General features: G+C 43.9%; 20 protein-coding genes. 4 read left to right on the top strand and 16 right to left on the bottom strand.

The features are described 5' to 3' along the window. Positions 1 to 38: 38 nt before the first annotated feature. Positions 39 to 1,061, top strand: coding sequence for a LacI family DNA-binding transcriptional regulator (locus ACIFSR_RS16535; RefSeq protein WP_430058449.1), 1,023 nt, complete (start codon positions 39 to 41; stop codon positions 1,059 to 1,061). Positions 1,062 to 1,203: 142 nt separating this feature from the next. Here the strand turns inward: ACIFSR_RS16535 and ACIFSR_RS16530 are convergent, their stop codons facing one another. Beyond that, complete coding sequence (locus ACIFSR_RS16530; RefSeq protein WP_339203021.1) at positions 1,204 to 1,662, bottom strand: hypothetical protein; 459 nt, start codon at positions 1,660 to 1,662, stop codon at positions 1,204 to 1,206. Between the two features lie 13 nt (positions 1,663 to 1,675). Next, on the bottom strand, positions 1,676 to 1,978 hold the full coding sequence (locus ACIFSR_RS16525) for a hypothetical protein (RefSeq protein ID WP_430058446.1): 303 nt from the start codon (positions 1,976 to 1,978) through the stop codon (positions 1,676 to 1,678). 176 nt (positions 1,979 to 2,154) lie between these two features. On the opposite strand from ACIFSR_RS16525, the gene ACIFSR_RS16520 reads away from it, so the two are divergent. Next, complete coding sequence (locus ACIFSR_RS16520; RefSeq protein WP_339203024.1) at positions 2,155 to 2,793, top strand: cell wall hydrolase; 639 nt, start codon at positions 2,155 to 2,157, stop codon at positions 2,791 to 2,793. 48 nt (positions 2,794 to 2,841) lie between these two features. Further along, positions 2,842 to 3,030 (top strand): hypothetical protein, encoded by a 189-nt coding sequence (locus ACIFSR_RS16515; RefSeq protein ID WP_430058443.1) that lies wholly within the window; start codon positions 2,842 to 2,844, stop codon positions 3,028 to 3,030. 102 nt (positions 3,031 to 3,132) lie between these two features. Here the strand turns inward: ACIFSR_RS16515 and ACIFSR_RS16510 are convergent, their stop codons facing one another. Next, positions 3,133 to 3,663, bottom strand: a complete 531-nt coding sequence (locus ACIFSR_RS16510; RefSeq protein WP_430058441.1) for a DinB family protein — start codon at positions 3,661 to 3,663, stop codon at positions 3,133 to 3,135. A 193-nt stretch (positions 3,664 to 3,856) separates the two neighbouring features. Here ACIFSR_RS16510 and ACIFSR_RS16505 point away from each other — a divergent pair, with 193 nt between their 5' ends. Next, positions 3,857 to 4,774 (top strand): alpha/beta hydrolase, encoded by a 918-nt coding sequence (locus ACIFSR_RS16505; protein WP_430058439.1) that lies wholly within the window; start codon positions 3,857 to 3,859, stop codon positions 4,772 to 4,774. Positions 4,775 to 4,902: 128 nt separating this feature from the next. On the opposite strand, the gene ACIFSR_RS16500 is transcribed toward ACIFSR_RS16505, so the two are convergent. The 13 genes from ACIFSR_RS16500 to ACIFSR_RS16440 all read right to left on the bottom strand — a co-directional run bounded on the left by ACIFSR_RS16500 (position 4,903) and on the right by ACIFSR_RS16440 (position 26,787). Next, positions 4,903 to 5,682: a class I SAM-dependent methyltransferase gene (locus tag ACIFSR_RS16500; protein ID WP_430058436.1), complete on the bottom strand. Its 780-nt coding sequence runs from the start codon at positions 5,680 to 5,682 to the stop codon at positions 4,903 to 4,905. Between the two features lie 260 nt (positions 5,683 to 5,942). After that, positions 5,943 to 6,377, bottom strand: a complete 435-nt coding sequence (locus ACIFSR_RS16495; RefSeq protein WP_339203029.1) for a hypothetical protein — start codon at positions 6,375 to 6,377, stop codon at positions 5,943 to 5,945. A 587-nt stretch (positions 6,378 to 6,964) separates the two neighbouring features. Then, positions 6,965 to 7,333, bottom strand: a complete 369-nt coding sequence (locus ACIFSR_RS16490; protein ID WP_430058433.1) for an iron chaperone — start codon at positions 7,331 to 7,333, stop codon at positions 6,965 to 6,967. A 486-nt stretch (positions 7,334 to 7,819) separates the two neighbouring features. Continuing rightward, complete coding sequence (locus ACIFSR_RS16485) at positions 7,820 to 8,119, bottom strand: heme biosynthesis protein HemY (protein WP_076265580.1); 300 nt, start codon at positions 8,117 to 8,119, stop codon at positions 7,820 to 7,822. Between the two features lie 159 nt (positions 8,120 to 8,278). Next, positions 8,279 to 9,091, bottom strand: coding sequence for a 5-deoxy-glucuronate isomerase (gene iolB / locus ACIFSR_RS16480; protein ID WP_430058429.1), 813 nt, complete (start codon positions 9,089 to 9,091; stop codon positions 8,279 to 8,281). Positions 9,092 to 9,183: 92 nt separating this feature from the next. After that, a complete protein-coding gene (locus ACIFSR_RS16475; RefSeq protein WP_430058427.1) occupies positions 9,184 to 10,647 on the bottom strand; it encodes a CoA-acylating methylmalonate-semialdehyde dehydrogenase in 1,464 nt (487 codons plus the stop codon). Positions 10,648 to 10,665: 18 nt separating this feature from the next. Beyond that, a complete protein-coding gene (iolC, locus tag ACIFSR_RS16470; RefSeq protein ID WP_430059311.1) occupies positions 10,666 to 11,661 on the bottom strand; it encodes a 5-dehydro-2-deoxygluconokinase in 996 nt (331 codons plus the stop codon). A gap of 18 nt (positions 11,662 to 11,679) precedes the next feature. After that, complete coding sequence (iolD, locus tag ACIFSR_RS16465; RefSeq protein WP_430058425.1) at positions 11,680 to 13,545, bottom strand: 3D-(3,5/4)-trihydroxycyclohexane-1,2-dione acylhydrolase (decyclizing); 1,866 nt, start codon at positions 13,543 to 13,545, stop codon at positions 11,680 to 11,682. A gap of 76 nt (positions 13,546 to 13,621) precedes the next feature. Next, positions 13,622 to 14,377 carry a sugar phosphate isomerase/epimerase family protein gene (locus ACIFSR_RS16460; RefSeq protein WP_339203037.1) on the bottom strand — a complete coding sequence of 252 codons (756 nt, stop codon included), beginning with the start codon at positions 14,375 to 14,377 and terminating at the stop codon, positions 13,622 to 13,624. After that, a complete protein-coding gene (locus ACIFSR_RS16455; RefSeq protein WP_430058423.1) occupies positions 14,374 to 15,315 on the bottom strand; it encodes an aldo/keto reductase in 942 nt (313 codons plus the stop codon). The genes ACIFSR_RS16460 and ACIFSR_RS16455 overlap by 4 nt, the downstream gene beginning before the upstream one ends. Before the next feature lie 359 nt (positions 15,316 to 15,674). Continuing rightward, entirely contained in the window at positions 15,675 to 22,319 is a 6,645-nt protein-coding gene (locus ACIFSR_RS16450) for a LamG-like jellyroll fold domain-containing protein (protein ID WP_430058421.1), read from the bottom strand. Positions 22,320 to 22,442: 123 nt separating this feature from the next. After that, on the bottom strand, positions 22,443 to 23,900 hold the full coding sequence (locus ACIFSR_RS16445; RefSeq protein WP_430058419.1) for a leucyl aminopeptidase family protein: 1,458 nt from the start codon (positions 23,898 to 23,900) through the stop codon (positions 22,443 to 22,445). Between the two features lie 13 nt (positions 23,901 to 23,913). Next, entirely contained in the window at positions 23,914 to 26,787 is a 2,874-nt protein-coding gene (locus ACIFSR_RS16440) for an alpha-mannosidase (RefSeq protein ID WP_430058417.1), read from the bottom strand. Positions 26,788 to 26,817 lie beyond the last annotated feature (30 nt).

The following is a 26,817-nucleotide window of genomic DNA, read 5'->3' as shown; positions in this document are numbered from 1 at the left end:
CGATCATTAGCATTTTCAAAAGGAGACTATGCATAGCTATGAGTACGATTAGGGATGTTGCAAAATTAGCGAATGTGTCCACAGCTACCGTATCTAGAGTTTTAAATAATGATACGAAGTATAAAATCACAGATGAAACACGAGAAAGAGTCTGGCAGGCCGTTACACAGCTTAACTATAAAATTACTGATAGCCCCAAGCATCAAGCAGCAACGAAGGATCATTCGGCAAACAAAGCTCAAGTCAAAATAGGGTGCGTATTAAGTGTGACAAAAAACAAGTATAACGATCCTTATTTCATGTCTATATTATCCGGTGTAGAAAAGAGATTGCTTCAATCAGGTTATAATATTGCCTTTATTCGAACAGGTCCTGAATTAGATGATAAGAAGATATTGTTTAACACGTTTAGTGAATCGATTACAGGCCTTATCCTAATGGAATCCTTAAATAGCGAAACATATGAATATGTTCGCAAGCAGGTACCTCATATTGTTGGTATCGATACAGAACGCTGGGATATTGATAATGTAGGTTATGACCATTACAATGTTGCTTCTCTAGCCGTTAGCCATCTTATCGAAAAAGGACATACGAATATTGGCTATATAGGTGGAAGCGGTTTAAAAAGCAATTTAAAAGAGAGCCGGCGCTATCAAGGGTACTATTCCACCATGCATGCCGCTGGAATGAGTGTTAATCCCGAATGGCTTATTGATTGCATGTGGGATGAGGTTGTCTGTATCGATAAAGTCAATCGTTTATGCCAAACAAACAACTTGCCTACAGCCTTCTTTGCAGCCAGTGATTTGATGGCTATGGCAACCCTTAACAGCTTATATAACAACGGGATCTCTGTGCCTGATGAAGTGGCTGTTATCGGCCTATCCAACATTGAAGTATCCAAATACTCCAATCCTCCTCTATCAACCATTGATGTGCCGACCGAGGAAATTGGGATGGTCGCCGTTGACTTATTATTAGAACGAATGAATGGGAATAGCTTGCTGCCGAAGAAGGTTATTTTACCTACACATTTGGTCGTTCGCAGCTCTACTTAAGCATTTCACATTAGAAAGACCAAAAGCAGCCCCTCCTCTAACGAGGAAGAGCTGCTTTTTGGCGTTTTCACAATTGCTGCATCAATACTAAAAAAGTCTAATTCGATACAAATCAATATGGCTGTATTTATTTAAATGCTTATTAATTGGACGGAATGATGCGAATATCCTTATCCAAATTGGCAAGCATCATATAATTGTGATTGAAAGTAAAGATACGTTTTACCTGATAATAGGACATCGTCACAGCGGTTAATGCTTCGCTGAGAGAGAATCGGAGCTCAGGCCTGTCGATAAGCAATCTACGTGATTCCCCCTCAAACTCAGGGCCGCTGGAGATGACCGCCAGCTTGCCTTTACTGACTGCCTTATCAATCGCATTAAGAAAATATTCTGCCTGCTGATAGCTGTATTCATTGCGAAGCCATTCGTGAAGATCAAATAAAATAGAGTTGGTTGTTACATAATTACGTTCAAGATCATGCAAATCCAAAAACAGGGAACGAGCTTTCACATAATGAGGGTCCTCTGGGTTCATCAATGCAGCAAAAGCTGTTTCATCCAAAAATATTGTATCTTGTACATTTAAGTGGTTATCCATCTGTCAGCACTCCTTAATCCTCTAATTTGCAAATACCATCCAAATACAAAAGCGGGTTTTCTTCCTTCTGGCCCGTCGTGATCGGAGCTATTTCGTATAGAGCGCTTGCCAAGTATTGGACTAAGATTCCATCGATAATCGCTTGCACGGTCGTATGCTGCTTATCGGCGATTGCTTTCATCTCAACATAATGTTGTGGATTGAGTTCTATAATAGCTTTTTCTTCTTCTTCACTTCTTGAAGAAATAAGCTCGGAAGCGGTAGACTTCGCTTTTTCGAATTGATTTTGAATGAAGCGTTTGTAATTATTCACCATCGTTATTCACTCCTTATGTATTGCTTTTATAAGGTTTCGTCGCGTTTTATTAATTTCAGGGGGGCGTGTAAATGAGAAAATCTTAACAAGATTATCCTATTCATGCTGTGCTAGAATAAACGCTCAATGCCATCCAATCATTACCTATCATTCACATCAGGAGGGATTTATTCATCATGAACAGATTTTTGACTCTATTTGTCCTACTCGTACTAGTTACCGCAGCCGTATCAAATCACAAAGTTGAGGCTTCACCCGTGTTGAAACTTGGCAGCAAGGGACAGGACATTACAGATCTGCAGTTTCGGCTTCAAACAATGGGTTATTACCATTTGCCCATCGATAACAGTTTTGGAAAGGCTACCCGCACTGCGGTTCAATCCTTTCAAAAAAAGAGCGGTCTCCAGGGTGACGGCGTTGTAGGTCCAAAAACTTGGGCGAAGCTCAAAAAATTGTCGGTCAACAAAAAAGAACTTTCCATGCTCGCACGTGTCATTTATGCCGAGGCTAGAGGAGAAGAGTATAAAGGCCAAGTGGCGGTTGGGGCGGTTGTCATGAATCGGCTTCAGTCTTCAAAATTCCCGAACACAGTAAAAGAAGTCATTATGGAGCCCAATGCGTTCTCTGCCGTAAAAGACGGACAGTACTGGCTTATTCCGAACCAAACCGCATTCAAAGCCGCTAAAGCTGCTGTCAAAGGGAATGATCCTACTGGCAATGCGTTGTTCTTCTTTAATCCGATAATCACCAATTCGGCTTGGTTCAAGACGCGTACAGCCACTAAGAAAATAGGCAGTCATCAGTTTACACTTTAAGATTTGCCGATATTGAAGAACGTCTATCGAGAATAGGAGAATATAGGAATGCGCATGGATACGAAGGAAAGGCATCAGGCTAGGGTTGAATTGGTCATTGATATTATTAAAGGAATATTTGAAAAAGAGACAATTTCGGAAGCTCTCAAAGAGAAATTAAATCAAATGAGTTATGATGATTTAGGGGATTTTGTTTTGGATATCGCCAAAAACCGATCTCTTGATAAAATTGATTGATGTAATGTAGAGCTAACATCAATAAAAAGAGCAAACGCTGCAGCAGCGTTTGCTCTTTTTTATCTTTACAGCGCACAAAAAAAGATAACTGTGATTCTCCCCTTATTTAGACAGCGAATTGTCACCATACCATTTCCTAAGCAAATTAATATGAGCTTGATGATAGCGGCTATGATCAGCCATATGCCACAAGCCCCAACGTATCGTTGCACGCTTTTCATTTTCATGTCCAAAAGCAACAACTTTGTCTAAATCAGCATCTGTTAATTGTGCACATGAATCATTTAACATTTTTAATACATCATCATATTTGGTCATTAGTGTATTCAAAGATATCCCTTTGACCATAGGAAGTCTATTATTTTCATCTATCATGGGGCCATATAATTCCTTTAATGACTGTGGAAGTGGTTGCCCCTTTATTCTATAAACCCAATTCAGATCAACATACATGATGTGTTTAATTAACTGAGAAGTACTGTTAAAATTGTGATCAGGCCCCTTGTAATCTACTTCTTCTTGAGACATGCCGCCAGTAATTAATTGCAGCCGTTGGTTATTCTCTTTTACAGCGGAAAATAACATTCCCACAATAAGTGTCATATTCACTTCACCTTTTAAATCGTAAAGCATTCTAGTTCATCCTCCCTAGCTTAATAAGAACTGCGAACGGTTTGATGTGAAAATTAACATTGCCGATAAGCATAGAGTATAATAAAACTACTAAACAACTATGAAAACTAATAAGGCTCATCATCATGAACATCCGGCATTATACCTGACATTTCGGATAACGTACACGTTAGTCATAGCGAGAGGAGTTTGTATGCTACAAATTAAGAGAGTTCTCAGAAGCAAATGGCTATTATGGACGACCGGCATTGTTTTAATTATGATTATTGCTTTCTCTACGGTGTCCTTTCTGCTGGTGAACTCCGTTTCAGCTGCTTTTGAGACGGGCAGCGTGGAAGAGAAATATGCTTCATCTGGAGAATACGATGTAGAGACGAGCGAGATCTTAGACGAACATGGTGAAAAGCTGTATAAAGTCTACTCCCCAAAATCACAAGATTCGATGCATCCTCTCATTGCTTGGGGCAACGGAACAGGAGCACTGCCTGAGCAATACGATGAACTTTTTAACCATTTAGCTAGTTGGGGATTTATAGTTATTGATACTTTTAGTACAACCACTGGAACAGGAAAAGAAATTGTTGCCTCTATTGATTATATGTTAGCACAAAACGATATGCCCGGCAGCCCGTTCTATCAACGAATTCAAAAAGATCAAATAGGCGCTGCAGGTCATTCTCAAGGCTCCACAGGTGTAATAAACGCCCACACCAACTTTGAACATGGCGCTCTCATCAAGACGGTTGTCTCAATTGCGCTCCCGAAGCTGAAATATTGCGATCCAGAGGATGTTTACGACACATTCGCAATAAACGTACCTTTTTTTGTAATGAGTGGAACGCGTGATTTTATTATCTCTCCTTCATCCTCCAACAAAGTAGAGATTAGTAAGGCAAATCCACATATTCCGGCAATGATGGCGATGGCAAAAGGGGCGGCACATACGGCGATTGAACAAGATGGCGGACAACATAGAGGATATCTGACAGCATGGATGAGATATCGGTTAATGGACGATTCACAGGCTATGACCGCCTTTATGAGCAAAGACGCTGAAATTTTAACGAACCAACGCTGGAAAGATGTTTATTCAGCAAACATGCAGCAATAATAGCTGTCATAGTGTATATGCGTTCAAACACCGTTCAAATAAAAAGGCTACCTCAAATCGTAGTTAAACCTACTTGACTTGAGAGCAGCCTTTTTCTATTTATATGGGGACGTTTACTTAAGAAATAATTATGAACGGATCGCTTGAATATATACAGATTCTCCGTTAAATGAGGTAAGTCTGCCAGGTTCATCAGTTTGGATAGAGAAAAAATCTTTCATCTCCTTTGGGGTTTGCAGCATTTTTGTCTCAAGTAAAGCCTGCTCCGCTTCTGGAAGATCAGACCGTTCACACCAATCTTGGAATTTAAACGGTTTGGGAAAACAAACCATTATTTCAAGGCGAAACCCGCTATTCTCCAGCAGGTTAATCCATTCAGACTTTTTCCAGGCACGAACATGGCTAGGGTCCCTTTTCTTTTCAACCTGATTGTAAAATTCATCAAACGCATCATTCTCAGGAGCAACATTGTCAATTAGAAGCAGCTTGCCGCCCGGCTTAATGACGCGGAATGCTTCTGAAGCGAAAGCAGGCACATTTGGAAAATGATGCGCTGCAATACGGCAAGCTACCAATTCAAAGGAAGCATCGGCAAATGGAAGCAGCTCGGCATCCCCCTGTACGAAGTCGACGTTAGAATGTCCATTACCATGAATAAATTCCGCTGCCTTCTCTAACATCTGTTCTGTCAGATCATAAGCAATCACATGGCGGACGAGCGGTGCAAGCGCATTGGCCACATGCCCGCCTCCTGTTGCAACGTCAAGTACCTCCATCTCCTTGTTGGCTTGGGATGACGAAACAAGAAAAGCCAAATCTTCGCCTTTGGCATGGCGGCTGCTTGTTACATATTTTGCAGCATTTTTTCCAAATTGCTTCTGTACTTGATCTTTTATTGATTCTCCCATTGCTGCTCCTCCTCTTATAAAAAGAGTATTTTGTTTCATTATACGAAACACCATTTCATTATGTGAAACTACTATCAATTTATCATAAGTTCCTGAGGTTGTAAATGCTGCTTTTTCCGTCCAAAAAGCAGCTCTGTTTTCTGCCAGATGCTCGTAGAAAAACAAATGCCAACCAAGAACATCTGGTTGGCATTGGCATTTTTTCCTTTATAATCCCGAATTTGACTTCTACAATCTACATACTAGAGCGCCTATACGAGTTAAGTCCGCTTCTTATTTCTGTTTCTAACGAGAAAGATCACCAAAATGGCTAATAGAGAAATAATAATCACATTTCTCACTAAACCCGAGTAATCAGTATTCTCTCCTTTGAATTTACCATCCCTGTTTGCTTTTATAAACTTCCCATCTTTATGTTGAACTGCGATCGCTTCATCTGTACTAATACCTTTAATTGAATAATATTTAGTCCCCTTCTTATATGAGTTAGAGTAATTGCCAGTATAGGTTTCCATATCTGAATATACAGTGACATGCCCAATCTTTTTATGTATCTCTGTTACATACTCATCACTGATTACATAAACATAACCATGCCAAACAACAAATTCATTTGCCCATGAAGTTGCTGATAAATTGCCTGGAAATAATAATGAAGTGATCAAAATAAAGAAAATTAAATGCTTTCTCCTCATACAATACCTCCCTTTTTAAAAATCAATCGTTTCAAACTGCTGACTTTAATTTCACGGCTGTCCTCCAAAAAGAGCAGCAATTAAGTATCCAATAAACATAAAAATAAAAACACTGATGGTCATTAGTACATTGGTGATCATTCCCCATTTACTTCTTCCAAGAAGCCCAAATAAAAATCCTAAAGGATTTATTAGAAAGGTGAGCAACCACAATTTATACATATGCTCAAATAAAATATCAGTCAACCAAGCTGACAGTCCTAAGAGTACACAGATAAATGATAAGACAATCCAATTTTTCTTTTTGATAATCGCTCCCCTCCAATCCTCCTAATACGAATAAATTGACAACAAAGTTGTTTTGTACCATATTATACCTTATGTTAGACAATTACTTCCTCCTATTTCTAAATCCCGTTGAAACATGAAAAAAAGCGTAAGCACATTCGTGCCTACGCTATTGCTCATGTCATTTATTTTAGTTTATTAAACACTGGTTTTCCAATTAGTAAATATATTTCACTTCAGTTTTGTTAGCCCTGAATATCCCGAGTGCGAATAAGCTAATTTTCATGTTATGTTTTATACTAGCGCCAAAAAGTCGAACATTCTGCCTTATCCAAAATATTAAACTCGATTATTTTCTCAAGTAATAAGAAATCGACCGGACTAGCCCACGGGATACGTATCAACTCCTTGGTGTTGTCATAACCTGATTGCACAATCTCCTCAGAAAAATGATTAATGCCTGCTTTTTCAGGGGCAACAGCCATATGTTGTTTGGCTACGCTAAAGCCAATAATAAATGTGTCGTGATCGGTAAACATAGGCTGCTTCCAGGCGATTTTTGGCTTTAAATTTGGAAATTTCTTAGTTACCCAAGTTAATACTTCTTCCGTTCGACTCCGATGTTGTGGATTTACGATAGTTGCTAAATATTCTTCAAAAACTTCCATGTTGTGCCCTCCTAAAAATAATAAGTTATCTTTCAGAGAAGTCTTTCAATCCCATTAATCGATAAAACTCCTCATTGAACCACTCAGACTTGTTGAACAAGAAACAGTCTATCTCTTACATTCTGTTCCTTGATACGGTCGATTTCTTTCCCTTTACTTAGAAAAATGGCCAGTTGCTTTTAGATTCCATAATGATTAATTAATTGATTTTATTATGTTTATTCTTTTACAATTGTATATGTATAATCGGAAAATATTTTTCTGAGGTCTTTATTTCGTATATTTTCCATACTTGAAATATTCGCGAAGAAGTTAAACTATCCTGCACATTCGTTTTATGCAGTCGTCAGAACTCCATTACCGGACTTTGTCCATCTGTAAGGTCAAGCAATCGGATATTATCATAATTCTGTCATGTTCTCTCTATAAATGCTTAAAGAGGATGCAATTTTGCATCCTCCCTGTTGATCTTCAATATTTTAAACCTTATTTCTCAAGAAAACCTGTAGAAGGGTTCGTTATGAAGAAACCTTCTTCCGGCACATAAAAATATTGAATCCAAACCCCATCTAATAGCGGTTCACGTTTATCTAATACAATTTCAATGTCTTTGTCTGTTTTTACAATTTCATCATGTTCAGTAGGTGTATCCAGCTTTATATCATAATGACCATGATCTCCATGATTCTGAGTTATAAAAACACGAATCATCTTCCCCTCCGATTCATTACTGCTCAACATCTTTTTTAAAACGGTTGCTGCATTTCGATTAATTTTGCATTTCATGCTTTATGTCCTCTATTCTTTTTTGACTTACTGTAATAATATTAGTTACAGAATGGGATGTCAAGTTTTGAGTAAGTGAAAATAAAAAGAGAGCAATGCCATCATTACAAATGGGATTGCTCTCTTTCTATTGTAGCGTTTTAATCCTCGTTATATATCTTATCGTGGCTTCGGCATCAGCCAAGCGTGATCCGGATCGTTATAAAACTTCCAAATACGAACAGGCCCCGCCATTACGTTCAAATAATATACATCATAACCTGGAGGAGCAGATACAGGATGGTAGCCCTTAGGTACAAGTACAACTTCACCGTTTCCTACAGTCAACGTCTCGTCCAGTGAACGGTCGTCGGTATAGACACGCTGTACTGCAAATCCTTGCTCTGGCTGCACTTGATAATAATAGGTTTCTTCCAGAAGTGATTCCTCAGGCAAAAAATCACGGTCATGCTTATGCGGAGGAAAACTGGACCAATGACCGGCAGGCGTAAACACTTCTACAACAAGCAGACTGTCTGCATCTGCGGTTTCTGGCAAAATATTATGAACGAGCCGCTGCGTACTGCCTTCGCCACGATTTTCAACCTCAATATGACCAGGTTCGATCAATCTTGCTGCGTGCGTACCGCTGCCGGGTGCCCAGCATACAGCAATTTGCAGGTCAGTTAATGCGGTAATCGTGAACTTATCCTCAGATGGAACATACACGGAATAAGGAGGAATTTTCTCAAAAACATTCATCCGGCGGCCGATGCTCTTCCATTCTGACTTCTCTGTGGAAACGTCAGCCTTTCCTCTAAGCAGGACAACGCAAGCTTCCCGCTCCTCTGTTAGACGGCTAAGTGATTGTCCGGCATCTAGCGTAAACACTTCAAAACCAACATATTCCCACCCTGCAGATTCTGGAGTAATCCGAAGCGTATTACCATCCTGATCCGGAGTTTGGTTCGGTTTTACAATCAGTTCACACATTTTCAAATGCCTCCCTTCGGGTATTTTGATCCATTATCCATACATTTTAACAGGAGGATCAGAATCAACCGATCCTCCTGCTAACGAGCCGCTTACCAGCGGGATGTGACCATTTTCTTCCTCGTAAAAAACTCGACACCGTCTGAACCGTTAGCATGCAAGTCACCGTAGAATGATTTCTTCCAGCCTGAGAAAGGGAAAAATGCCATTGGGGCAGGTACGCCCAAATTCACACCCAGCATACCAGCGTCGATCGTTTCACGGAATTGACGAACATGACTGCCATTTTGAGTGAAAATGCACGCTCCGTTTGCTAGTTCTGAACGATTGGCAAGTTCAATCGCCTCTTCCAGCGTATCCACGCGGACAATCGACAGCACGGGAGCAAATATTTCGTCCTTCCAAATTTTCATCTCACTCGTCACATGATCAAAAATTGTTGGGCCGACGAAATACCCTTCGCCATTTGATGCCGCATCCGTACGTCCATCACGGAGCAGTACCGCACCCTCTTCTGTACCTGTCGCAATATAGCCCAGCGTACGTTCCTTGTGCGGACCGCGGATAACCGGCCCTAGAAAAACATCTTTGTCCATGCCATTACCAATGATTAACTTATCAGCAGCCGCGACCAATTTATCAATCAATGTTTCGGACGCTTTCCCAACGGAAACGACGACAGCGCATGCCATGCAGCGCTCGCCCGCAGAGCCAAATGCTGCGTTGATGATTTGAGTCACCGCTCCGTCCATGTCGGCATCCGGCATGACAATGGTATGGTTCTTGGCGCCGGCAAGCGCCTGAACCCGTTTCCCTTGCGCTGTTGCGCTCTTATACACATATTCCGCGACAGGCTGGGAGCCAACAAACGAAATCGCAATGACGTCCGGGTGCTCAATCAGACCATTTACGACATCGTGTGATCCATGTACAAGATTCAGCACGCCGTCCGGCAAACCCGCTTCCTTAAACAGATCCACCAGACGATTCGCAAGCAGCGGCGTCCGCTCGGAGGGCTTCAGGACGAACGTATTGCCGCAAGCAATTGCAAGAGGGAACATCCAGCAGGGTACCATCATTGGAAAGTTAAACGGTGTAATTCCGCCCACAACCCCAATCGGATACCGGAACATGCCCGACTCCACATTTGTAGCGATGTCTGGAAGCTGTTTTCCCATCATGAGCGTTGGCGCCCCGGCAGCGAATTCAACACATTCAATGCCGCGCATGACTTCCCCGTGAGCATCTTGATAGTTTTTTCCGTTCTCCAAGGTAATGATCTGCGCAAGCTCTTCCCAATGTTCAACTAGCAGCTGTTGGTATTTGAAAAGAATTCGAGCACGGCGCGGTACCGGCGTTTTACTCCATGTTTTAAACGCTTCTTTCGCATTTCGGACAGCTTGATCAACTTCATCCTTAGACGACAGCGGAACGTAAGCCAAAATTTCTTCGGTTGCTGGATTGAATACGGGTTCCGTCTTGCCTGAAGTCGAGGCGATCCATTCGCCTCCAATAAAATTCGATAAAGGTATAAGTGCTTGCATTTGGGTCATCATTGTCGTTCTCCTCTCCAATTACGCTTGTTTGGAAGAAAGCATATATTGTTCAATCTGCCCCACTGTCGGCATGGCGTCCGAGCAGCTATGACTGGAAATAACAATGGAAGCAGACGCGCTGCCGAATGTCATACTGCGGCTGATATCCCATCCTTGCATAAGTCCATAGATGAAACCAGCTGCATACGAGTCGCCGGCTCCGAATGTCTTGATAACCTTAGCCGGGAAAATAGAACCCCGCTGTGAGCTGCCGTTTTTGCCATAAGCAATCGATCCTTCTTTGCCATGCTTGATGACGACGATTTCAGCGTGGTAACTGAACCATTGCGCCGCAGTTACTTCGTCGCTGCGTTCGGTGTTGCCGTCGAACCGCTCCAGCATATCGAATTCCTCGCGCGTACCAATAATAATATCGCTTTTCTCCGCTGCCAAATGATAATAAATGGCCGTTTCCTCCGGAGATGCCCACGAATATGGCCGATAATCGATATCAAATATCACCTTCGTTCCGTGTTTACGTGCGTAACGAAGGGCAAGAAGCACCGCCTCGCGGGATGGACTCTGTGCTAGCGCCGTACCGGATACGAGCAGCACTTTGCTTCGCTTGATCAACGATTCGTCAACTTCTTCAGGCGCAAGCAACAAATCTGCCACATTGCTGCGGTACATCAGTATGCTGCAATCCTCTGGGCTTTTGATTTCTGTAAAAGCAAGTCCGGTAACCGCTCCGGTCCGATCCGTTGTGACACCTGAAGTATCTATGCCGTTATTACGCAGGTATTGATCAATGAATCGGCCCATCTGATCATCAGCAACCTTGCCGATAAACGCTGTTTTCATGCCTAATCGCGACATACCGATGCAGATGTTGGCGGGTGAACCTCCCACATATTTGGTGAAAGTCATCGTTTCTTCCATAGGACGATTGATTTCATTGGCATTCAAATCAATACATAGGCGGCCGATTGCTACAAAATCCAAATCCTTATCGCCCGCAAAAGTAATCGTATCCATCATATCCCTTCTTTCCAATTAATAAGGGCGCGCCGCACTGATGTTTTGCTGCATCTGCTCATGCGCTTTCCTCACTTTGTCGCTCACAGACACCTCAGGTACGCCGACATTCCACCATGAGTCATAACCATCCGTATTCGTTCCCGGAAGCACCTTAATTTCCACCAGCACAGGTCCTTGTTCCGCTTTCGCGTCGTGCAGCGCCTGCTCCAGTTCCTTCGCTGAGGTAGCTTTATATGAGGCAGCACCTAACCCGCGGGCAAGTAAAGAGAAATCAATCGGCATAGACGGTCCATCTAACCTTCCCGTCTCTTTGGATCGGAAGCGGAATTCATTGCCGAAGCCGTCGCTTCCGTGACCGCGCTGCAAGTTATGAATGCATTGAAATCCGTTGTTATCGAATAGTAAAATGGTCAGCTTCACGCCCTCTTGTATTGCCGTAATCAGCTCAGAGTGCAGCATGAGGTAGCTCCCATCACCAACTAACGCATACACTTCACGATCCGGTTCCGCTAGCGCGACGCCAAAAGCACCGCTTATCTCATACCCCATGCAGGAAAAACCATATTCCAAATGATAAGTGTTCGGTTCAGTTACACGCCAGACACGGTGCAGATCGCCCGGAAGGCTTCCAGCGGCGCCAACGACAACATCCTTCGATTCGATGAATCCATTAATGATGCCGAGTGCTTTAGTCTGGGTTAACCCATTGGCGCTCTCTAAGGCGTAGAGACGATCAACTTCACTGTCCCACTCCGCTTTCAACTCTTGAATATAACCGTCAGCATAGCTGGATCTGAATCTGCGATTCGTTAATTCCATCTGCAGTGCGACAATCGCCAACTTTGCGTCTGCTGTGATCGAATCCGCTTCCATCTTAACCGCATCAAATGAACTAACATTTAAGTTCAGAAATGCGGCATCGGAGTTGCGAAAAGCGGATTTGGATGCCGTCGTGAAATCAGAAAATCGTGTACCGACTCCGATGATCAAGTCTGCTTCTGCAGCTACCCGATTCGCCGCCAGTGTGCCGGTTGTACCAACTCCGCCCAGGCCAAGCGGATGATTCCACGGCACCGCGCTTTTGCCCGACTGCGTCTCAGCTATCGGAATGCCGAATGCTTCTGCAAATGCGAGAAGCTCTTTCGTCGCATCCGCGTAGTGCACGCCTCCCCCTGCGATGATCAAAGGTTTCTTCTTGCGCATCATCAAATCTGCGGCACGTAAAATGGCATCCTGCTCCGCTGGACGGCGCTGTAGGAAATGGATACGCTTTTCAAAAAAGCGTACTGGATAATCATAAGCCTCTGTTTGAACGTCCTGCGGCAGCGCTAACGTAACCGCTCCGGTGTCAACTGGATCAGTCAGCACACGCATCGCCTGTAGAAGCGACGACATCAGCTGTTCCGGGCGGGCGATGCGATCCCAAAACTTGCTGACTGCCTTGAACGGATCGTTTGCAGATATGGAGTAGTCACTCGGAACCTCCAATTGCTGCAGTACGGGGTCAGGCTGACGGGAAGCAAAGTTATCGCCTGGCAGAAGCAGCACAGGTATGCGGTTAACCGTTGCGGTTGCGGCGCCAGTCATCATATTAAGTGCTCCTGGGCCGATTGAAGTCGTACAAACAAAGATCTGACGGCGGTTCTTCTGTTTAGCGTAAGCTGTAGCCGCGTGAACCATACCTTGTTCGTTCTTGCCCTGCACGAACAATAAATCGGTAGTTTCTCGCTCAAGAGCTTCGCCGATGCCTGTGACGTTACCATGTCCGAAGATGCCCATAACACCACGAACGAACTTTATCTCTTCTCCGTCTACAGACAAATACTGTTGATCCAGAAATCGCAGCAAAGCCTGCGCCATAGTCAAGCGAATCGTTTTCATCAGCAAAACCTCGATTCATTATAGATTGGATAAGGAAAAGCCCGCTGTTCCGGTTATTCAGATGCGGGCTTCAAGGTTAAACGAGCGTTTTTTCCAATTTCAATAAGTATTCCAGGCTAGCAGCCAGACTGTCCAACGGACTTCCTGTGCAGTAATCCTGCTCTACCGCAAACCACTCAACGCCGCTTCGCAATCCCCATTGCAGGATTGGAGAAAAATCAATAACTCCTGATCCGATTTCAGCAAAAGTTTGTCTGCTGTCTGCAGTCATATCCTTCAAATGAAGAATCGGCATACGATTCGCATAGTTCTGGATGAAAGACAAAGGATCTTGGCCAGCTTTACGAACCCAGTACGTATCAATCTCAGCGTAAATGGCCGGATCATCAAGCAAGTACTCCAGTGCAAATTTACCATCTATGGATGTATGAAATTCAAAATCATGATTATGATAGCCAACGCGATATTTTGTGCCTTTAACTTTAGCAGCCACTTCAAGCAAGTCTTTCTTCACGCTTGCATACCCTTCTGGATTTTGCAGCCCATCCGGCAGGGAGTGACAGATAAAGTCTTTCGTATCGAATAAGCGAGCCTCTTCCAGCACAGCATCTAAATCAAACTTCATTCGTTCGAGTCCTACATGCATGCCAGCGGTACGTAATCCGAGTTCCTTCATCACCGCAGCAATTTCTCGTGCTTCATATCCGTGCAGCCCGTCGATTTGAACGGCCGCCCAGCCCATTTCACTCAATTGCTTCAGCACCGCTGGAAAATCCTTCTTTACTTCGTTTCTTAAAGTGTAGAGCTGAGCCGCCAATTGGTGTTTGATCATCCCGCAAACTCCTCCTTTTTCAAATCCAGCCATTCGACTTCCCCAGCAGTTAATGGTAGATTCATAGCCATAACCGAATCATGAAGCTCATCAAGATTTCGAGGTCCGATGATCGCGCATGTTGGGAAAGGTTGATGAAGAACATAAGATAAAGAGATTTGAATCGGTGTTACCTGTTTCAACTCCGCTAGCTTCACCGCTCGTCGGTATCGCTCCCAGTTGTTGTCGTTGTAATACACTCTCACCATTTCCGAATCAGAGAGATTGTCTGGCGTAAAATAGCCTGAGAAAAATCCGCCTGCCTGCGAAGACCATGACAATAGCGGCAGCTGGTTACGCTCATGCCAATTGCAGGTTTCCTCATCAGCAGACACACAGCCCTCCCACCTCGGCTCTTTCGCTTTGGCAAGACTCAGGTTCGTACTGCTAAACGTAAAACCTACTAGCTGATGCGCCGACGCGTATTCATTCGCTTCCTGTATACGCTGATGCGACCAATTCGATGCGCCAATCGCACGAATCTTCTTCTGCTCAAGCTGCTCATTCAGCTCTTCCATGATCGGCCCAACCTCGACGGTCGGATCATCTCTATGAAGCGCGTATAGATCGATATAATCTGTTCCCAGCCTCTCCAAGCTTTCGTCCAGATCCTTCCGGATGGCTTGTGGATTCACCCGTGGGCCTGGACTCCCATCATCGTGGTGAGCGCCTTTGTTCATAATGACTACTTTTTCCCTAATCTTCTTCTCCGCCAGCCATTGTCCCAAAATCTTCTCTTTCCCTCTGTACTGATGGGCAGTATCAAACATATTGCCGCCTGCTTCAATGTAAGCATCAAGCATCAACCGTTTTGCATCGTCCAATACTCTCAGGTCTCCCGTTCCCATAATCAACCGGGACATCGGCTTGTTCACACCTTGCATCTCCATCATTTCCATATGAACACTCCTTTCATGCTGCACTTATTCTGTTCTTCCTCTTTCAATAGAGGCATCAATCGAAGTTCGATAATGTCTCCAACAAAACGTCTTTAATAGCTCATCTATTTTGTTCAACAATCTGTATGGTAGCGATACCAGAAATGAACGAACTGATTTTCTGGAATCGCTACCATACGGTAATTGAAGTCAGTATAATAGATTCTCCTCCGTTTTACAATAGCCTCTAAAAATTACTTTCCTCAACTAAACCAAAAATATTGAAAACCCTTTCATTTAACATTAAGCACCTTGCATATTCAGTCATTGCAAAAAAGGAATAGCCGCCCTGTTGAGCTCGAGCGGCACTACCCCATTCATTATTTATTGATCATGTTATACACGATTACAGCCGATTCTGCTCTTGATAGTGGAGCCAGCGGAAGAATGGAATTCCCATTTCCTTTGACAATTCCATTTACAATCAACGCCGTCAAGCTTTCCATCGCATAACTCGCAACTTTTGCTTTGTCGTTAAAACGATCCAGCCCAGCTGACGTGCCTTCGTTCAGCTTCATACCGGCAGCCTTCATCGCTTCATGCAGTAGAACGAATGCGTCCTGTCTCGTAATCGGTTGAAGCGGATTAAATTTATTGTCTCCGCTGCCTTTAGTAATGCCAAGCTTTTTGGCGATCATCACTTCATTATAATAATAGGAAGATAAACTGACGTCGTCGAAATTCGTAACGATTGGAGCTGTTAATTCAAGCGCCTTAACAAGCAGGACGATAAAGTCCGCCCTTGTTATTGTAGCTGACGGATTGTATTTTGTTACAGACGTGCCATTAATAATCCCTTTGGTTGCCAGCACTTCGATTTGCTTTTTAGCCCATTTCACGTTATCGAGATCATCGAATGTTTTGTGAACAAACATGATCGCATACTTGCTGAAATGAGTTGTAGTAAAAGTAACCGTTTTGGTGGATGGCTCATATCTGCTGTTCGATACAGTGCTCGCTTTACCAATGTTATTAATGTACCCTGCTACAATATGCTCCGAATCGGCTAACTCGGCATCTGATGGTGTATACGGAACGGAAATTCTCACTCGAGCCTGTGGATTGCTCCAAGCAGCCTTAGCTCCATCGATATACACATCAACCTCAATAATTGGCCTATCGCCAATCTGTTCCTGCAAAGCTGGATCAAGCGATGTTTTTTCTACGCTCGCAATAACTAGCGAAACCGTCTTCGCTCCGGACAAATCCTGTCCGTTTAACATATTGGCTGGTACCGTTATTGTTCCAATTGCAGTCGTTATCTCGATCAAATGCGTCACTAGATTAGAATTAAGTGCTGCTTTGGGAAGCTCAACGACATACGCTTTTGCTTTATCCGCTTTCTGCACCTCGACTTTAACCGTTTTCACACCATCGTCATCAGTTGAAGATGTGCTAAGCGCTTTGTTCCAGTCTCGCTCTTCAACCACGGCCTTTGCTTCTCCCGTTCTAGCATCAACTTTAGGCACTAAATTAATTAAACCTTTGTCGTTTGTCATGTCGGGAATGACGACATCAACCTCATCATTTTTTGCAAACCGAAATCTGGTGCTGAAATCAAATGGAATGTTGTACATATCTCCGGGACCAGTCAGGAATTTCGTGTCCAGGTATGAACGCTCCCCTACCGGAATGCTATCAACATATGGCGAGAATGTCTTCACACGAATCTCCTTTGACTTTTCATCAAATTCAAAAAAAGATGTCCAACCGTTGCCGCCAGCGATATCCGATTGATAATCAGTTAACACCTGCAAGACTTCATTTCCATTAGCCTTCTTCTTCACATTCAGTCCAGCACCGCTAATATGTCCGCCTACCATCATAAATACTTGATCATAATTCTCGACAAGGTCTCTCCAGAATAAGCTGCCCTGACCGCCTTCACTCACTTGGCCGTTGCCATCGATCGTCATAATATTATGCGAGAAGATGACGGTTGGCATTTTCGGGTTCTCATTAAGCACCGTCTTTGCCCATTCTCTTTCTTTCGTATTACTCGAATTGTTCCCCACTGAGTCTACCGCAAGGAACATATACTTGTAGCTGCCGGCTGTAATGATCGAGTAGGTGCTTAATCCTGATGGCGAAGCGCCCTTGAAATGTTCTGTCCCTGCAAATCTATTGGGACCCATCGTGTCCAGATAGCCAGAGCCATTCAAATCGTGGTTGCCGCGAGTAACAATATAAGGCACATTAGCTTTATCTAAAATCTTATAGGCCTTATCGGCAGAAGCCCATTCTTTGGCTGCGCTGCTTTGGGTCGTGTCGCCAACATTTACGGTCATAGCGATATTCTTGCTAACATAATTGTCTGCAATAAACTGAAGCTGCTTCTCAAGAATATCCGGTTTGGATTGCACCACATACTGAGGATCTGGAATGATCGCAAACGTATACGTATCTTGTGCAAACATCGGAAGATCATTGTTCGTCCCGTAATCTACCTTATAATTGAACTCCGTTTTAATGAATTGATCCTTCTCCAATGCTTTACTGGATACTCGGATATGTTTGATTTTTCCTAAAAAGAGACTGTTCGGTGCCCTATCCCACTCATAAGCTCCGACATTCCACCCCATGCCCGCTTCGGCTGCGATTCCATTTATGATTTCGTCCGTCTCAGGATTGCGAATGGATTCTATACCATTTAGGAATAAGCGTGTCTTTGAGCCATCATTCACGATTGCAACATGCGTGTACTCATCTGACTGTACCCAAGCTTTAATAGCTGAAAGTGAGTTCGACCAGTTCGACTGGAGCTCGTTCGAGCTCGAGTTCCCATGTGTACTTGCCCATTGAACTTCGCGAATGCTTGAAATCGATAACGTTGATAGCGGCTCCTGTTCCCCTGGATCAAACGTGTTATTGCCTTGACGGGTCAAAATTCCCATCCAGTTATTAATACTGGAGCCAAGCTTAAACTCTGCCTCAATCGTAAAACCTTTATCGAAAGTTTCCCTATTAATTGGTGCGCCTTCTACTGTCGTCAAATATTGGCCATCTTTTTTATCATTTGCAAAATCAAGAGCACCGTCGTCAGTAAATGACAGCCTGTTGCCTCCCGGAGCTCCAGCAACGGCCATTTTAAGATCATTGCCCTTGCCGCTTCTATCTTTAATAAACAAATTGCCTGCTTCGATAGATGTTCCGGGCTGCACATTTGCTTCGGAAAATACCCAATCTGCAATTACGGAATCATTAGGATTTTCAGGATCAGTACCAGGTATTTCACCTAAAGTCAGTTCAACAGGCTCTGCTGCATCTTGTTCGTTGTACAACTCAAATTCGCTGATCGCATATTTATGATCGGTATTTAAATTCGCTGCCCATAGCAGCAAATAAATGCCTTTCAACCCCTTGTAACCTTCACCGTAATATTCCTTATAATTGGGAAGATCAATGGTTACACTTTCGTAAATGTCTTGACTGTCTGTCTGCCATGTCGGTTTATAGGCTTTAGCATTAAGCTCCTGCCATGTGGTGCCATTTACAGAAGTTTCAGTATCGATGACGGTTATACCTTGCTGCTGTGCATTATTGACGACAAGAACTAGTTTATTAAAATCTTGAAGATTATCGTCGTCCCATTGCAGCATAATCCGATGCGCAGGATTAAACTCACCTTTTGGGTTCAGGTTTGTAATAGCAGCACTTTGGAAATACGTCTCCTCATCCCCGTCAGCAAACTTGAGCGGCGAATGCTCACTTGAGTTATCGTAATCGTTTCTAATTAAGTTAGCTGGCTCTCCATCTTTATTCAAATATGTCGCACTTACAACCGTAGCTTCAAGCGCTACATTTTTGTTTCGTTTTACCGTTAGCGTATAGGTTTTTGTTGTCATGCCATCCGCTGCTTTGGTAACGAATACGATCTTACTATTGCCCATCGGCAGCTTCGCTGTAATCTTCTGTCCGCTGATGACAGGAATATCGTTAACTGTCATCGTGCCTTTTTTATTTTTCAGCCGTGGCTGAATCGTAATTGCATCTACTTTTGTATTAACCCTTGTTGTATAATCGTATATTTCGCTATTAAAGACAATGTTCTCTTTTCCTCCACTAATCACTAACTCCGACAATGACGCTTCGCTGTTTGCGTCCAACACCGTTATTGTACTTCTAGCAACAAATCGTCCATCCAATGTTCTTGCCGAAATCTCAGCCGAGCCCGGTAATTTCGCAAATACCTTACCGCTCTGATCCACGGCAGCTACATCAGCGTTGCTGCTGAACCATTCATATGCTTTGTTCGTTGCATTGCTTGGTAAGATCTCAGCAGTCAACTTCATTGTTTCATTCGTATAGAGCGTTCCGGTTGAGGGGGAAACCTTAATGCCAGTTACAGGAACAACGTCACTAGTAACCGTGATGCTAGTGGTTGCCTTTTTGTTGCCATCAACACTAATTGCCGTAATAACTGCTTTCCCTCCAGCTATCGCAGTTACTTTTCCATTGCTGTCTACGGTCGCGATCTGCTCATTCGATGTGTACCAATCTACACTCTTCTCGGTCGCTCCTGCTGGTAAAACAACCGCTTCTATTGCTTCCGTATCTCCTGCATCCATTGTAAGTGTCTCTGGAAGACTTATAGCATTCGCAGCAATGTACTCAAGGTTTACTTTTGTTTTATCCAATTGGAACAAATCCGCTACGCCCCCGTTAAGGACGACTTCTAGTTGATAGAGGTTTCCACCAATTGGCGTCAATTCAACAGGTTCCAGATCTCCTGTAAGTCTACTTACTTTCTTAATCGCATCCTTATTGTATTTTGCTAGATTTAATTGCACCATAATCGTCTGTTCCGTCTCAGCACCCTCTCCGTGCTGCTCCACCGTTTTACCGTTCCCTGAGGTCAGTCCGTTCATGACCATAAAATATTCCATGTCTGTGGAGTTGAAAAACGACTCTGTATCTGGCAGAGGTTCAAAAAAACCAAGCATTACATCGCCATTAAGTCCTCCTTGAACGCTGGAGTTTTTCGAAACTACACTTCTTAAATAAGGATGCTTTAGCTGAGTATTCTTATCGAATACTGGTGTTTCTCTAGGCGTTAGGTTTTTAACGATTCTTCCGTTTGAATCCTTATGTTGCCCCGGCAAAATAGAGACATCTGTGCTATTGAGCCGTACGAGATGTGGTCCAAGGTTGTTAATTTGCCTTGCCATTTCGGCATATTGCTCATATTGCTTTGTAGGTTTACCATCTTTGTCAAAAAATAAGAATGTGTTGCTGTCATACTCCCAACGGAACATGCTGAGCCATTTGCCGCCCATCGTCAATGTGGCGAACGGAACGCCGTATATTTGAGATTCAGTAATAATATATGGACCTACATCCGCAGGAATCTCACCTGTCTTGAAGCCAAGCAAATATTGCCCGAAAGCGATCGGACTTTGCCCGGTACCGTCATAGCCCTTCAGTGCAATCGTTCTTTGGTCATTAATGTTATTGACGATTGTTGTAAATAGATTGTTGTCCGAGCCTCTTGTTGAGAATAAATAATCATCGAAAGTGAGCAGGTCAGGTTTGGCCGTACGAATGTACGTTTCATAGTCGTCCCTTTGCCATTGACGCGATTGTTGGTTGCTGTGAGCGAGGACATCCGGATAAAGTTCGTGGCTAAGCTTGAACCAATCCGTAAAGGTTTTCAAGATCTCATTGCTGTAGTTTTCTTCATCTCCAAAAGATATCGTAATCAGCTTATCTACATTAGCTTTTTGCGCATCACTCAGAAAGCCCATCATATCTTTTTCTTTCGGACCGCCTCCCAAGCCATCTCCGAATGCCCCTTTTACAAACGACCATTGTGCTTCTGGCACCTGGTTATGGAACATTTGGTTATAGCCCGGATTTTCGTAATAGGTAGCCGTAGTAAAATGACTGTTTTTCCATTCCTCTGCACTTGCATATTTCCGACCTGATTGATCCGTTGTCATCCACGTCTGCATTTGCAGCCCTTTATCAATCAAAACTCTGCTAGCGCGAGATAACGTTTTTGGTGGAATAACAGTTACTGTCCGCACTTTAGTAACCGAATCTCCTGCTTGGTTAGATACCGTATAGTTCACTTTGTAGATGCCGCCTTTACTCGTATCGACAAGACCAGTCGTTTGAATATCGGCCGTAATATCTCCGTCCTTTGAATCGGATGCCTGTGCACCACTCTCCACATAGGTATCGTTCAAGGATAAACTTATTTCCGAATTACCGTTTAACGAAATAATAGGCCAGTTAAAACCCGGAACCTGTTTCATTTCCTCATCTGTCAGAGCCTTGTCATAAATCTTGAATTCGTCGATGTAACCCGGCCACGCGTTTGTCACTTCCGGTTCTCGGTCAGCTCCAATCCGAAAATCACCATTATTCGATACTAATAACGTATCATCCGAAGCCGTTTCTAACGCACCATTGACATAAAGCTTAACCTGGTCACCCTCTCTGCTAAGGGCAACATGGTACCACTTTTTAGGCTCAATTAATGTTGCTCCGATCGTCGTTTTTCCGCCTAGAGAGGATTGTAATCTACCATCCGCTCTGCGTGATAGCAGCGTTTCTCCGCCCTCACCTTGCTGCTGAACAATGACAACGTCTCTGTTTGTATAGGTTGAATTGAAATTGACAAGCAAGCTCATGGAGAAATCACTGCCTGTATTTATCAAATTCTGATTTGGTACAGTGGCGTAACTAAGATAACCATTTAACAATAAGGCTTTACCTACCTTGCCGCTTCCTATTGCAGCATCGGTAAGGATAGCATTATTCCGCTTCAACGTGTCCGGAGATATGCCATCCATCGACACTTCGTCAAATTTCCATTCACCAACTAAACCAGAAACCGTAGTAGGTTGACTGCTATCATCAGCATAAGCAATAGCATGAGGAAAACCGACACTGATACAGCTAATCCACAAACTCATAACCAAAATCATGCTGACCAATCTCTTATTTCTCATAAGTAACATAAATAACCTCCTACATGAATTTGATAAAATATTCTATACAACGCTCACCTCTTGTTGTTTTATGTTATATATGTATTTGTTTGCGTTTTCAAAAAATAAATAAAGAGGAGCATTTCACTCCTTTTATCTCGACATCACAAACGAAGCCAGCATCCTCGCGCCGAAGCCGGTCGCACCGATAACCTGCTGGCCACTCGCGCAGGATGAATCTTTGGGACCGTTCATGTCGATATGTGCCCATTTCAATGAAGGATGGACAAACTTGCGTAAGAACAGTGCCGCTGAAATCGCACCTCCTCCATCTCCGCTGCTAATGTTGCAGACATCGGCATATGTGCTATCCAAATACGATTCGTATTCATCTACCAATGGCAGCTGCCATACTTTCTCGCCAAACGGCTCACCTGCATTTTTACACAACCTCGCCAGCTCGTCGTCGCCGAAAATACCCGCGATCTTCGTTCCAAGTGCGCCGACGACAGCGTAAGTTAACGTCGCCATATCGATCGCTTCCACTGCCCCAATGCGATGAGCATGGATCAACGCATCAGCGAGTATGAGTCGGCCTTCCGAATCCGTATTGCCTACTTGAACGGTAAGGCCGTTCGCATATCGGATCACATCGCTTGGCAGTAAGCAGTTCCCTGATATAACGTTCTCTGCAGTCGGCACTAACACCGCTATGTTGGCAGACGCACCGCTCTTAACGACGATATCCAGCGCTCCAAGCACACCTGCCGCTCCGGCCATATCCATCCTCATACTGCTAATATCGTAATCTTTTTTAAGGCTGATTCCCCCGGTGTCGAACGTAATTCCTTTGCCTATTAGAGCTGTAAGCGGCTTTGACTCATCCGTACAATATCGAAGCTCGATAAATGCAGGCGCATATGCGCTTCCTTTACCAACCGCTATTACGCCGGCAAAGCCTTGCCTCTTGAGCTCCTCGCCAGTGTAGACATTAATTTCCACACCAGTTCCGGCAAAACGCTCCATCACTTTGTCCGCTAATACTAATGGGCGCAAATAGTTGGCTGGTTCATTCGCAAGATCACGCGCCCATATCGTCCCATCCGCATGAATTTCCCCTTGGCGAATAGCCTTTTGGATCTGCAATCCGGGCTGTCCATCGAAAGAAAGGATCGGGATCACCAGCTTATCTGACTTCGTCTTATATTTATTGAAGGAATACGTACCCAGTTTCCATCCTTCCACCCATGCCGAGATAGCTTCTGCTTCTTGATCGGATGCTATATTGGCATCCCACAACGCTTGAAAAGAAACATGTACACTACAACATTTCTCTTTGGCTGCTGCTCTTCCCGTGTTGCCGGCTGCTTCCCTAATCCGAACAGGGTGAATTAGCGAGGCATCACCCATACCTACAATAACAACATCCGGTTGTCCTAGACGACCATAGAACCACGTTATTTCATCTTTGGCGCCCATATGTGGTCTCAATACTGACACATCGAACAGATGCCGGACTCGCGGCAGATCCAGAATCCGTTCTACATTTTGTTCATAAACCGGATAAATTAAGGTTTGTGAAGTCTTTTCTGCTTGCTGATCGATACTCACCGGACAACCCTCCTTATTGTTCAAATTCAATACATAAGCTCGCGACGCCAAAAGCCATAACCTCAAAACCTATTTGTGATTCATTAATGAAAACTTCCCCCTCAACTACTGGACGTTCTAACGTATCGACAAAATAAGCTTTGCTCACCTTGCGGCATAACTCCAGCTTTACCATTGATGTGTTTCCTTCTGTTTCATACACGCGAATAATCCATCGATTAACAGCTTGAGTGTCCTCAGGCATCTTGATCGCAGAGATTGCAATCGTTCCTTCAATTAATTGCAAGAAGCTTTGTGTTGTCGGCCAATCTCCATTACTCGCAGCCGCTGAGATGTATTGGAGCGGAAGATGGTAATGGGAGGATTGTTCAATCAATTGCTGGTTTTTAGAAGCATCAACTACACAAATACTTAAACGAATGCGATGAACCCCTGTATTCGGATAAGCATCAGGGCCATAAGAGCCCCGCAGCAGTGTGACGGAAAGCGCTCGATCCGCACCTCGGAATCCATATTTACAATCCGATAGAAGCATAATTGCTCTACCTTTCTCATGGTTCGAAGGAACCCCGAGTGCCCAACTGTTCGCAGGTACGTCTAAGTCGAGTGAAGGACGTTCAATCGTACCGAAAGCCATATTAAAGCGATAGGAATCGCTTTCATAACCAAAAGGCGCATAAAACTGTAACTGCGGTGTAAATTCCTTTTCATTGCCGTATTCATGCCAATCACATTCCACATTGTAATCGAGCCTGCTGCTGCCCTGATCCAGAGATACCGTAACTTGCAATTTCGATCTTCGAAACGGGACGCTGAACGTAATGGATTGCCTCAGCAGCTTGCTGCCTAATTCACTGCTTTCGATTTTGATGCCTTCAGTGAGCTCTTCAATTTTGCGGTATCGGCCTACCAGCCATGCATTGCCACCTCCTTGAAAAGTATCCTCCTCGATGAATCGGAATACGCCTGCGGGTCGGCTGCTATCGATGAGCTGCTGTCCATTCTCTTTATTGATTAATGAAATAATCGTAAGCTTTCGCACATCGAGGACTGCCTTTAACAGCTCGTTCTCCAACACAAACGTATACAGTTCCACAGGTGGAAGGTTTTGACCCGTGAGATAGAAGTCATTTGCCGTAAGGGCTGCCATATCACCTGCTTTTTCCGTCATAATATAGGTGCAGTATCCCAATGCTGGAACTTTTACAGGCAGTAATACACGCAAGAAAAAGTGCCCCCAATGCTCGGCAAATCCACGATCCACAAATTGAAATTCAAGTGGATTTCCCTCGTCGTCTTCGAAACCGATGCTTTGGATATTTCCATCCCAATCCCAAATCGTAATCTCGGCTAATTCTTTACGTGCGGTTGGAGCACTGTTGAACACATTAAATATCCGTGTTTTCCCGCGTCCGCGGTCACTTTCGCCCGTTCGAAATTGATGCTTTATGCTGACACCAACTCCAGCGCCTGCTCCTTCGGAAAAGCTTTCTTTCAGGTCCTCGCCCTCAACAAGAAAACGTGAAGTATCGATGCGCGCAGCAAGACTACGCATAGCAGCGCTTCGTTTGCTATTAGCCATGGCGGATATTTCTTGGAACGCTCCAAGTGCATGATCACGCGTTTCTGGAATGCCTGTTCCCGGCAAAATATCATGAAATTGATTAAATAAAGTTTTTCTCCAAGCTTCTTCTAATTGCTTGCCATAATACTTGGACGAAGTCCACAACGCGGACACACTAGACAATGCTTCCGCTTCATACAGCAGGTTTTCCGAAACTCGATTCGCTTGTTTCAAACGTGCTTCCGAGCTGTAGCACCCTGTAAAAATAAAGTTCAGCTCGTTTTGCACAATCGGGAGTTGATCGGCTATTTGCTCTGTTAACGCGAAGTATTCTGCATACTTTCCGAAGCGAATGGTCGGAAAAATCGGCCATTCCTTCATATCAAGTATGCGCTCTATGTCACGCCGCGTCGGACCGCCGCCATGATCACCTACCCCATATACCTTCATCATCGTATTCATGCCTGTTTTCTGGCAAAACTCCGGAACCGTAAGCACCATTTCACCTTCAATGCGGGAATCGTACCAATGCGGCTCTTTATATGCGATAACCGATCTCCCGGAGGGCGCCATCCAGCGATAGAGGTGATGTCCCTCATTGTTATGACCACGGCAATAGTAATAATATTTGATGCCCGCGTGATGCAATGTTTCCGGCACATTAAGCGCATGACCGAAAGTGTCCGGCTCAAAATCGATTTGCAAATCATCCAACTGCAATCCGAACAAATGTGTAAGATAGTTTTTGGCATATAAGAACTGCCGAGTCATACTTTCACCGTTTGGCATGTTCTTATCCGCTTCAACCCAAGTTGATGCCGTTACTTCCCATCGTCCTTCTTGTACACGGACTTTTATTTCTTCTAGCATTTCAGGATCATAGGTTTCAACAATATGATAGGCAGCTGCTTGAGAATGGGAAAAGCGGAAATCAGGATACTCCTGCAGCAGATCCAGCATTGTCCGGAACGTATTAAGAGTCGCAGATACCGTCTCATCCCAGCCCCAAAGAAAATTCATATCCAAGTGGGCATGAGCAGCACAAATCAAATGGTACGACTTCGCTGCTGCTGCCATTTCAGACAACCGCAGCTCTGCACTGCGAACCGCTTGCTCCCCGATGATGCCTTCTTGATCTAATGTATTCAGCAGATCAATAACAACGGGATCGATCAGATCATCATACTGACCTCCCATCACCTTTGAAACCCGATTAGCATATTCCAATTCCGCAACGATGCGTTTGCCCCATTGCCCTTCCGACACACGAGTTTTCAGCTTTACGAGATTTGCGTTCAATTTCTCGACTTGTATGATGTCCACTCTCCTAAAACCCGCTTATAGTCTCATACA

It is taken from the genome of Paenibacillus sp. NRS-1760 (assembly GCF_050467785.1).
Classification (GTDB): domain Bacteria; phylum Bacillota; class Bacilli; order Paenibacillales; family Paenibacillaceae; genus Pristimantibacillus.
The sequence above is the reverse complement of the archived record's forward strand: the minus strand, read 5'-3'. Positions and strand labels throughout refer to the sequence as shown.

What these genes read in the sequence shown, in the direction of transcription:
- ACIFSR_RS16530 (WP_339203021.1), bottom strand. Translation starts at nt 1,662, where the DNA reads ATGGATAACCACTTAAATGTACAAGATACAATATTTTTGGATGAAACA.
- iolB (WP_430058429.1), bottom strand. Translation starts at nt 9,091, where the DNA reads ATGTGTGAACTGATTGTAAAACCGAACCAAACTCCGGATCAGGATGGT.
- ACIFSR_RS16495 (WP_339203029.1), bottom strand. Translation starts at nt 6,377, where the DNA reads ATGAGGAGAAAGCATTTAATTTTCTTTATTTTGATCACTTCATTATTA.
- ACIFSR_RS16535 (WP_430058449.1), top strand. Translation starts at nt 39, where the DNA reads ATGAGTACGATTAGGGATGTTGCAAAATTAGCGAATGTGTCCACAGCT.
- ACIFSR_RS16515 (WP_430058443.1), top strand. Translation starts at nt 2,842, where the DNA reads ATGCGCATGGATACGAAGGAAAGGCATCAGGCTAGGGTTGAATTGGTC.
- ACIFSR_RS16525 (WP_430058446.1), bottom strand. Translation starts at nt 1,978, where the DNA reads ATGGTGAATAATTACAAACGCTTCATTCAAAATCAATTCGAAAAAGCG.
- iolC (WP_430059311.1), bottom strand. Translation starts at nt 11,661, where the DNA reads ATGGATACGATTACTTTTGCGGGCGATAAGGATTTGGATTTTGTAGCA.
- ACIFSR_RS16510 (WP_430058441.1), bottom strand. Translation starts at nt 3,663, where the DNA reads ATGCTTTACGATTTAAAAGGTGAAGTGAATATGACACTTATTGTGGGA.
- iolD (WP_430058425.1), bottom strand. Translation starts at nt 13,545, where the DNA reads ATGAAAACGATTCGCTTGACTATGGCGCAGGCTTTGCTGCGATTTCTG.
- ACIFSR_RS16450 (WP_430058421.1), bottom strand. Translation starts at nt 22,319, where the DNA reads ATGTTACTTATGAGAAATAAGAGATTGGTCAGCATGATTTTGGTTATG.
- ACIFSR_RS16485 (WP_076265580.1), bottom strand. Translation starts at nt 8,119, where the DNA reads ATGAAATGCAAAATTAATCGAAATGCAGCAACCGTTTTAAAAAAGATG.
- ACIFSR_RS16460 (WP_339203037.1), bottom strand. Translation starts at nt 14,377, where the DNA reads ATGATCAAACACCAATTGGCGGCTCAGCTCTACACTTTAAGAAACGAA.
- ACIFSR_RS16455 (WP_430058423.1), bottom strand. Translation starts at nt 15,315, where the DNA reads ATGGAAATGATGGAGATGCAAGGTGTGAACAAGCCGATGTCCCGGTTG.
- ACIFSR_RS16500 (WP_430058436.1), bottom strand. Translation starts at nt 5,682, where the DNA reads ATGGGAGAATCAATAAAAGATCAAGTACAGAAGCAATTTGGAAAAAAT.
- ACIFSR_RS16475 (WP_430058427.1), bottom strand. Translation starts at nt 10,647, where the DNA reads ATGATGACCCAAATGCAAGCACTTATACCTTTATCGAATTTTATTGGA.
- ACIFSR_RS16520 (WP_339203024.1), top strand. Translation starts at nt 2,155, where the DNA reads ATGAACAGATTTTTGACTCTATTTGTCCTACTCGTACTAGTTACCGCA.
- ACIFSR_RS16490 (WP_430058433.1), bottom strand. Translation starts at nt 7,333, where the DNA reads ATGGAAGTTTTTGAAGAATATTTAGCAACTATCGTAAATCCACAACAT.
- ACIFSR_RS16505 (WP_430058439.1), top strand. Translation starts at nt 3,857, where the DNA reads ATGCTACAAATTAAGAGAGTTCTCAGAAGCAAATGGCTATTATGGACG.